We start from the raw sequence: 8,876 nt of genomic DNA, 5'->3' as shown, positions 1-8,876 counted from the left end.
GCCGTCACCGGCTTGACTGTCCTGCCGAACAACCACGGACATCATCGTGCTCCATCTGGCTCATGCAGCTCATACACAAACCATCTGACACGCCCGTGAATTAGTGTCCGTGTTCCCGGCAGCTAGGAGACGGTCTCTCACGCGTCCCCGATAGAGCTCTTCGTTCGTCGGTGCCGCGCCGGGCGCAAGGTCTTCCAGCGGGAGTGTCGGACTCACGCGCAACATTGACCTTCCCCTTGGGGGAGACTGCACGATGGCTTCACCACCCGATAACGCGGGCAGCGGAAACGCGAAGGAGGACGCGCATGGGCACACAGGTCTCGATCGGTGACTTCGCCGTGATGACCAGCCTGAGCAGGAAGGCGCTACGGCACTATCACGACATCGGCATTCTCGAACCCGCCCATGTCGACTCCCACACCGGCTACCGTTTTTACGACACCAGCCAGGTCGACCATGCGCACATCATCCGCAGGTTCCGGGCTCTGGGCATGTCCATTCCCGACATCAAGGCGCTGCTCAGCACGGACGACGCCGGCGCCCGCACCAACATCATCACCGCCCATCTCGAACAGATGGAGGTGCAGCTGCAGCACACTCGCGACACCGTCGGCGCGCTGCGCGAATTGCTTTCGCCCGTGCACACCCCGGCCTACGTGGAGGTGCGCCGTGAACCTGCGCTCGCTGTATGGACCATCGGCGCCACCATCGAGACAGCCGAGATCGACAGCTGGTTTGCGGCGTCGCTGAAGAGATTACGAGACGCAGCGGCAACGGCGGCAGGCGCGCCTTCGGCGGTCGTGCCGGGTGGACTCTACGACCGAGCACTGTTCCTCGAATCACGCGGCCACGCCACGATGTTCATCGCGGCGCCGGAATCGGGGGAGCCCCCGGAGGGCATCCGCGCCGAGGTCCTACCTCAGGCCGATTTCGCGGTGCTCACCCACTCCGGCGGTCATGACGGCATCGACCGCAGCTATGGGGCTCTGGGAATATACGCAAACGAGCATCTGATCAGCCACCAGGGACCCATTCGCGAACACTATCTCGGCAGCACACTGTCAGAACCAACAACGTTCACCGCCACAGAGATCTGTTGGCCCATCTTCAGCACCGCGCCACCGCCCGACTGAAGGCAACCCTGGGCCTGGTCATCCCACGAAGCGTAGTGCTGACGCACACCATCAATTCGACCCGACACCAACCCGAACGCGGACACCGGCCCGCCGCGGCTAGCTCAGCGCTCGCCGGAAGCGGTCTCCGTGTTATGCGCGAATTGTTCTGATCTGCAGGCTATCTCGCCCGCGAAGGGCGTGGACGTGACCATACCGAACCTTCCAGTCGAGACCGGGGCCGTGGCGCCAGCGGCAGCACCGCTCATCTGGCGATCCGAGCCCTGATGTCGTCGATCAGTCGATGACAAACCGGGTGTCGACATGGAACGTCATAAGCACAGACCGCCCTGAAGCACCGATCACGAAGCCTCGCTTCGTCAGGGGCGTGAACTCGATGAGCAGTGACGTAGCGACACTGGCCGCAGGGGTAATTCAGACGTCACAAATTTTCAAGTCTCGAAACGACGTCGAGGGGTACCGCACCAGTGTTCGAACACTTAGACCAAGGAGGCGGAATGGCATCAGGCGTAGCAACCGTGTGGTTACCGGTGAAGGATATGAAGCGGGCGTTGGGCTTCTATGGCGACACCCTCGGACTCGAGGTCAAAAAAGAATCAGACGAGTGGTCGGAATTGGACGCCAACGGATTGATGGTCGGCCTGAACGCGCGCGAATCGTCCGGGGCTGACGGCAGCGGTGGCGCGCTGCTCACCTTTCAACCAGACGGTGGCATCGAGGATGAGGTTTCTCGACTGAAGGGCGAAGGTGTGTCGTTCGTCGGCGATATCAGTGATCACTCATGGGGCCGCATCGCGTCCTTCAAAGACTCAGAAGGCAACGACCTCCAACTATATGAACCGCCGTCGGGATAAGGTGTCCGCCTGGCAGAGTGCGGCTGGCGAGGCCTGCCGGCGGCATGCGTTTCGGGTGAACTAAACGGTTGCGATCTGTTGCGGGCGTCGGGACAGTGGTGGCATGCCTGATTCTGAACCCCACAAAACGGACACCACCGCGGGGCTCGCGCCCTTGGCCAACCATCTCGAAACGATCGCCGCGCGACTCGGGGTCAAGTCGGTTCTGGTGATGCGTTCGGAAGCAGATTCGATGGTCGTCGCGGCGACCGCCGGGGAGGCCACGCAGCACTACACGGTTGGTGCGGCCGGACAGAAGGCTCTGGACCAAGAACGAGGGTGCCGCTTTACTGCGAGCGGGTGGTCGACAGCGACAGTCCGTTGTTCGTCCGTGACTCCCGGGACGACACAACCTTCGCCGGAAACGAAGATGAGGTGGAGTTCGGTCTGAGCAACTACCTCGGTGTGCCGGTGCACGATGGCGCAGGCAACGTCGTCGGAACTGTCTGTGTGCTCGACGACCGAGCGCGCGATTACACAGACGAGGAACGCGAGCAGCTCGCGCAGTTCGCGGGAGAGGTCGAGCGGATCGTCGAAGAGGATGGCGACGCGTTGAGTTGACGCCTTTCGAGCTCACACAGAACACTGCATCGCAATGGAGCACGACAGTAGAGCGTGAATGTTCGGCCTCAGGCAATCCGGCGGTCCGATGCGGGGAAGCGCCAGCTTCTGTGTCCAATCGGGGGATTACGAAGAAGGCAAGGGTGTCGATTCATCCGATGCAATATGCAGTGAGTGAACTGACATAATGTGGCTTATCGGTAAATCCCAGGACCGTTATCGGACGCCGAAATTCGCACTGTGCGTGTGTCCGATCCGGAACTAGTTGGGAGTAATCCGGGAAGAACCCGGAGGCCGTCCAACTCCTCGCCCTGCGTTCCAGAGCTATCTGACACTGCCACCCGCCCGGCGGCGGCGTCTTGGAGCGCAGCGGGATTACGGCGGCACTGAAGTACGCCGAGAAGCACCTGGCACGTATGGGCTCTACCTCCTGCTGACGGCGGGCCCGTCACCAGGAAATCGTCACAGTGACAAAACAACCGTTGGAGGCTGTCGACACAATTCTCTGCGGGAACCTGCCGCTACGCCACCCAGCAGGTGTCCGACCGGGATTTAGTTGCGTGCGACTAGGAACGCTGGGAGCTGTCCGAGTTCCGCCCCGCGTTCTGTAACTATCTGGCGATGGCATTAGCTCCGGTCCTCCACCCAAGCACCGGCGTTGTCGACCGGCGAACCCATGGCGCCGCGCCTGGACCGCGACTGGCGCCGGATCGGACGGACGCCGGCGGCCTCGAACACCGGCAATCGCGGTCAATTCGTCGCTGTGACGTTTGACGTCCGCGCAACCCCTGTTCAAGCCATTTTGATCGGCGGCGGCGATCAGGATGTGGCGGCGCAGGCTGAGGTCGCGATGAACGGGTCGTCCGCATAGGTCGTCAACCTCACGCTGTACCCAACGGGACCCGTCTGCACCGGGCGTCAGTCTGTTCGAGCAACTTGGATCTCGAAGAAACGGTCAGCCGCCTGCCCGACTATGCGTCGTCGCCGTCATCGGATGGTCCGTCGGCCTCCCGGTCCTGTCCTTCTGTGGCGGCGTCCTCAGCCTCTGGATCGTCACGGTCGGTCGTCTCGTCCGTGGTGTTCTCGTCAACGATCGATTCTGCATGACCACCGCCCCCGGGCGCCCCCGCCGGCTCATTTGCACCCACGGAACGTACTACCGGTTCGTCCGCGCCCTCGATGCCGTCGTCGATGGCCCCGTCCCCGGCGACGGGATCATCATCGCCAGGGGCGCCGTCTTCAGCATGTGATGCTAACGCGTCTGCGTTGAATTCACCTGCTCCGTCGGGGTCGGCATCGTGCAGTCCTTCCGTGTTGCCGTCAGCCCGCGCGGCTGTGTCAGAAGGCACCGGTACAGACAGCCCCGCCACATCCGCTGCTTGCTTCTCGACCGCGGGCAGGTACGACCGGTCGTATCCCCGCTCGACGATCTCCTTCAGTGGCGCGTTGAGTGCATCCGCCAAGGCCCTGAACCCCAACCGGCGCAAGGGCTCAAGCAGGGGAAGGTTCTCCGTCGGCACGAAGACATACGTGGTGTTGCCCTCCGTCCACACGATGTTGGCGGGGTCGTACATGTCGACGTCTTCGTACTCAGTGTGGATGATCGTGAACGCCATCAAGGAGTTCAACAGCGTCAGAAGGTTGGCGGGGTTGTCAGGAAAGTCGGATGCGAAGTCGTACTGACGCGATATGTCGATTATTTGGTATTGAGTTTGTGGCATGACGTCGCTGTCCGCGCCACCGTAGGCGCGGGTGGGATTACCGATCACGACGAACGACAACTCGGCAGGCGGGGGCGCATCGGGATCGTCGGCGTGCTTTGCCAACCAGTCCGTGACCGACCGGGCCCCTTCGCTGTAAGAGAATACGACCTTCGTGCCGGATGTGGCATCGATGGTTGCTTCGATGGTCGCGACTCCGTTTGGATCCCAGAGGAATTGATCGATCCGGACGCAGTTGTTCGGCGCTTGGCACAGTCTTCCCTGCAGTTCGTCTTTCATCGACCCTTCCCAGGGGAAGACCGTCAGCACTGTCGCCGGACTCGGCACCGCGGGCACAGTGGCCGCACCGGCGGTCGGAACGGCGAGGAGCGCAACCACGGCTGCAGTCGCCACCAAACCTGTCGCTGTTCGCTTGCAGCGGTCGTCGCGCCGGTGCGGTAGGAAGCCTGGCCAAACCTTCCGCGCAGCCGGCGACGATTCTCGACAGCGATTTTTCGCTTGCTTGCTGGATTCGCCGGCTGACTGCAGACCCCGATGCGTCGACCTGTGTGGCAGCTCTGTACGACCGATCATTGTTAGACCCCCCCAGTAGATGAAACCCGTCGCCCCCGACCGGAGTCGCGCAGTTTGCTATCAGATAGCCCCGTTACTGCAGTACGGCCCCAGCCCGGATCCTATCCCAAACGAGCAGAATCGCACGAGGCCTGCACTGAGGTGCCACCGCTACCACGCCCTGACGTCGAACTTGCGGCACGCTGGCACTCTCCGGGCGCACGCGCGAGCGACGGGCTCCGTCAGAGCCGGTGCCAGACCTGATCTCACGTCGACGAAAGGCCTGCAGGTACTGAAGCAGTTCGACTCAGCGACAAACCTTTTCACTACATCTGCAACCACTCCAGGTCGCTCAGGCGAACGGCGTCCCCCGCGGCTCCTCCACGATGTCGCGGCGATAGCGGTGGGCGGCAAGGGCATAGCAGGCGATCGAGACCAACTGCATGCTCGGCACCAGGATCAGCAGTGCACGGCCCAGCGCCTGCGGACCGAGCTCCGCGGTCAGTGAATCACTGATCGCACCGGTCAGGAACGGCCCGACCGCGCCCAACGTGGCGTTGAAGAACAAGAAGATGGCAGACGCCGTCGCGCGCTGCTCCGGGAGCACCAGACGCTGGATGGCCGCAATGGACGGCGCCAGATACGCGGTGCCGATGACGTAGGCCAGTGCCAGCAGCCATACGCACAACGTGCGGCTCTCCACGACGAACGCCAGCGCGGAGGCCGGCAACAGGGTTGCGATGAGGATGACCACGATCCACAGCAGCCAGCGCGGGTCGCGGGTGGCCAGGCGGTCGGCGATCCGTCCGACGATGAGGAGCCCGAGAACTCCGAGCAGACCGGTGGCGAGGCCATACTCGACACCGACCTCGCCGATCGACATCCCACGGGTGCGCATCAGGAACGCGGGGGCGAAAGTGGTCAGCGAGTAACCGGCCGCCGATACCAACGCGGTGCCCCCCACCATGGCCAGGAAGCTCGGTTTACGCAACAGGTCCCACCAGTTCGGCGCGGCGGAGCGCTCCTGCGGTGGCGGAGTGGGCAGCCTCTGGCGGGTACCGACCACCCAGAGCACCAGCGGCGCCAGCAGGATGCTGACCCCGCCCATCACGACGAAAGCCATCCGCCAGCCCATGCTTTCGGCGAGCAGACCGCCGCCGAGCAGACTGGCGGCACTGGCCAGCGGGATCGACATGGTGATGACCGCCAGAGGCGCCGAGCGTTTCTCGGGAACGAAGTTGCGAGCCACATAGGCGTGCGCTGCCGGAGTACTCCCTGCCTCGCCGACGGCCACGCCGACGCGGGTCAGTGCCAGCTGGAGACCGGACTGGACCGCGCCACCTAGCATGGTCATCGACCCCCACAGAGTCAGGCACCCGGCGATGACTGCGCCGAACAGCCCGCGATCGGCGAAACGCGCGATCACGATGCCCAGCACCGCATACACGATGAGGAACCCGAACCCGTTGATCACACCGATCGCGGTGTCGGACAACGCCAATTCCTGCTTGATCGGCTCGGCCAGCACACCCGGCAGGAAACGGTCGACGTAGTTCATGGTGCCGACGACGGCGAGAACGACGACCGCGGCCCACGCGCGAGTCGCCCCGTGCGTGGCCAGGGGGGTGAGCGCGGCGGTGTCCCGCGGTGACGACGACATCGTTCTCCTTCGCGGTTGAGCGCCGGGCAGCTATACAGTGCATCATCATTGCGTCGCCCGTGTGCCCTACCGGCCCAGCCCCCGCAGTGTCCCGTCGCCACTCGGCGAGGAGCGCCGCCGACGAGTTAACGCTCTTTCGCCCCGATCAGCGCTTCGGAGATGACGTTGGTCGCCTGTTTCAGCGCGGGAACTGCGCGGGCGATCAAGTCTTTGGTCATGTGCGCCAACGGGCCGGAGATACCGATCGCCATCGGCGTCGGGGCACCGGGTACCGCCATCGCGACGGAGCGGAGACCGATCTCGAACTCCTCGTCATCGATCGCGTAGCCGTCGGCGCGCACACGCTCGACATTCGCGAACACCGCAGACAGTGTCGACGCGCTGTTCTTCGTCGGCGCCGGAAGCCCGGACTGCTTGACCAGTTTCAGAATGCGCGCGTCGTCCAGATCGCTCAACACCGCTTTGCCCACACCCGCCGTGTGCAGACCCACCCGCTTGCCGACCTCGATGTCACTGCGCGTCGTCACCGAAGACCGGACCTGCCCGGTGCAGATCACCATGTCACCGTCGAGCACCGCCAGGCTCGCGGTCTCCCCCAGCTCGTCGACCAACGACTGCAGTACCGGGCCGGCCACCGCACCCAACTGACGGTTCGCGACTTCGCCGAGGCGAATCAATCTCGGTCCCAACGCGTAGCGGCGATTAGGCAATTGGCGCACATAGCCCAGTCCGACGAGCGTCCGCAGGAGGCGGTGAATGGTCGGCGGTGGCAGCGGGGACTCGGCCGACAGCGCCGACAGCGAGCACTCCCCTCCCGCTCGTCCGATCAACTCCATCAACTCGAACGCACGCTCCACCGACTGCACGCCGTTCGATTTCTCCGCCATTCGATCCACTTCCGGCTCACAATATTTGCCTCATTCAACAGCTCCATTATCGATTCCGCAATACGGAATAGCGCAAACCGAGTGTGGCTGAAACCCGAGGCACCACCAGGACCTCGCGCTAAACTCCACAATGTGGAATTCTGTATTCCACACGATTCTCAGTCGGAAGAGGGGCACCTGTGACACGACGGCTCGACGATGCGGTGCTGACCGACGTCGACCGGCGCCTCTCTGCCGCCGACGCACACCTGGCCGCGCACTACCCCGGCGACGACGGCCGGCGGCAGCCGATCCACACCGTCTACATCCCGGGCGACCAGTACTCGGCGTCGATGCCGGCGCAGTGGGGATCTGCCGCTCTCGCCGCGGCGAACGACGCCGGCGGGCTCGACGCTGTGGCCTCACTCGTGCGTGCGAGCAACGAAACCGACTGCGAAGCAGAAACTCTCGCAGCTCTCGTCGAGCACAAGCTGACCACAGAGCCGGTCGAAGACCTGCGCATCGACTTCGAGGACGGCTACTCCCCCTCGGATGGCACCGTCGACGACGCGACCGAGGACAGCGATATCGCTCAGGCGACCGCGGCACTGCGCGTCGCGCTCGACGCCGGCACCTCGACGCCGTTCGTCGGTATCCGTTTCAAATGCCTCGAAGCGAGCACCCGCGCGCGGGGACTGCGCACACTGGACATGTTCATCAGTGGACTGGTCGCGTCCGGTGGCCTCCCCGCCGGTCTGACCCTCACCCTCCCCAAGGTGACGTCGGTGGACCAGGTCGACGCCATGGTCGCGGTCGCGAGCGCCCTGGAACGTGCGAATGATCTGCCCGCCCATCGCATTCGATTCGAAGTTCAGGTCGAGACACCCCAGGCGATCCTCAGCGCTGATGGTCGGGCGCCTGTCGCGGAGTTCATCCATGCGGGCCAAGGACGCGTCAGCTCACTGCATTACGGGACCTACGACTACTCGGCATCCCTCGGTATCGCGGCCGCCTACCAGTCGATGGAGCATCCGGCGGCCGACCACGCCAAGAACGTGATGCAACTCGCCGTGGCCGGCACCGGTGTGCACATGTCCGACGGCTCGACCAACATCCTGCCTGTCGGCGACCCCGACAATGTCGCCATGGCCTGGAAGTTGCACGCGCGACTGGTTCGGCGGCACCTGGAGCGTGGCATCTATCAGGGTTGGGACATGCACCCTGCCCAACTCGTGACCCGGTACCTGGCGACCTACGCGTTCTATCGCGGCGCCTTCGCGCCCGCCGCCACGCGGCTGCGCAACTATGTCCACCGTCACGACTCGACCGTCATGGACGAGCCGGCCACCGCCCGCGCGCTCGCCAGCGTGATCCGTCGCGGCAGCGTGTGCGGCGCCCTCACCGCCGAGGAGATCGAGACGGCCCTAGATCTCCCCTTATCCACCGTGCGCGACATCGCGCTCGGCCGCCCAACCAGGAGCAACCAGTGA

8 protein-coding genes are annotated in these 8,876 nt (G+C 64.1%); 5 read left to right on the top strand and 3 right to left on the bottom strand.

The window, feature by feature from the left end:
- The first annotated feature begins 305 nt into the window (after positions 1-305).
- The 4 genes from FHR72_RS22695 to FHR72_RS22680 all read left to right on the top strand — a co-directional run bounded on the left by FHR72_RS22695 (position 306) and on the right by FHR72_RS22680 (position 3,458).
- On the top strand, positions 306-1,133 hold the full coding sequence (locus tag FHR72_RS22695) for a MerR family transcriptional regulator (RefSeq protein WP_183472488.1): 828 nt from the start codon (positions 306-308) through the stop codon (positions 1,131-1,133).
- A gap of 497 nt (positions 1,134-1,630) precedes the next feature.
- A complete protein-coding gene (locus tag FHR72_RS22690; RefSeq protein ID WP_183472485.1) occupies positions 1,631-1,987 on the top strand; it encodes a VOC family protein in 357 nt (118 codons plus the stop codon).
- A gap of 318 nt (positions 1,988-2,305) precedes the next feature.
- Positions 2,306-2,587 (top strand): GAF domain-containing protein, encoded by a 282-nt coding sequence (locus tag FHR72_RS26670; RefSeq protein ID WP_311736234.1) that lies wholly within the window; start codon positions 2,306-2,308, stop codon positions 2,585-2,587.
- Positions 2,588-3,245: 658 nt separating this feature from the next.
- Positions 3,246-3,458: a hypothetical protein gene (locus FHR72_RS22680; protein WP_183472482.1), complete on the top strand. Its 213-nt coding sequence runs from the start codon at positions 3,246-3,248 to the stop codon at positions 3,456-3,458.
- Between the two features lie 100 nt (positions 3,459-3,558).
- Here the strand turns inward: FHR72_RS22680 and FHR72_RS22675 are convergent, their stop codons facing one another.
- The 3 genes from FHR72_RS22675 to FHR72_RS22665 form a co-directional block, all read right to left on the bottom strand.
- The gene (locus FHR72_RS22675; protein ID WP_183472479.1) at positions 3,559-4,587 is read right to left on the bottom strand and encodes a PE-PPE domain-containing protein; all 1,029 of its coding nucleotides are present in this window, start codon (positions 4,585-4,587) and stop codon (positions 3,559-3,561) included.
- Positions 4,588-5,212: 625 nt separating this feature from the next.
- The gene (locus tag FHR72_RS22670; RefSeq protein WP_183472475.1) at positions 5,213-6,520 is read right to left on the bottom strand and encodes a spinster family MFS transporter; all 1,308 of its coding nucleotides are present in this window, start codon (positions 6,518-6,520) and stop codon (positions 5,213-5,215) included.
- A gap of 125 nt (positions 6,521-6,645) precedes the next feature.
- Complete coding sequence (locus FHR72_RS22665; RefSeq protein WP_183472472.1) at positions 6,646-7,407, bottom strand: IclR family transcriptional regulator; 762 nt, start codon at positions 7,405-7,407, stop codon at positions 6,646-6,648.
- 179 nt (positions 7,408-7,586) lie between these two features.
- Here FHR72_RS22665 and FHR72_RS22660 point away from each other — a divergent pair, with 179 nt between their 5' ends.
- The gene (locus FHR72_RS22660) at positions 7,587-8,876 is read left to right on the top strand and encodes a DUF6986 family protein (protein ID WP_183472469.1); all 1,290 of its coding nucleotides are present in this window, start codon (positions 7,587-7,589) and stop codon (positions 8,874-8,876) included.

Origin of the sequence: Mycolicibacterium iranicum, assembly GCF_014190915.1 — a bacterium.
In the GTDB taxonomy this organism is placed as follows: Bacteria; Actinomycetota; Actinomycetes; order Mycobacteriales; family Mycobacteriaceae; genus Mycobacterium; species Mycobacterium iranicum_B.
This window is presented reverse-complemented; position numbering and strand designations above follow the sequence as displayed.

Coding starts and splice junctions, on each gene's coding strand:
- FHR72_RS22670 (WP_183472475.1), bottom strand. CDS start 6,520: ATGTCGTCGTCACCGCGGGACACCGCCGCGCTCACCCCCCTGGCCACG.
- FHR72_RS22665 (WP_183472472.1), bottom strand. CDS start 7,407: ATGGCGGAGAAATCGAACGGCGTGCAGTCGGTGGAGCGTGCGTTCGAG.
- FHR72_RS22675 (WP_183472479.1), bottom strand. CDS start 4,587: ATGAAAGACGAACTGCAGGGAAGACTGTGCCAAGCGCCGAACAACTGC.
- FHR72_RS22695 (WP_183472488.1), top strand. CDS start 306: ATGGGCACACAGGTCTCGATCGGTGACTTCGCCGTGATGACCAGCCTG.
- FHR72_RS22690 (WP_183472485.1), top strand. CDS start 1,631: ATGGCATCAGGCGTAGCAACCGTGTGGTTACCGGTGAAGGATATGAAG.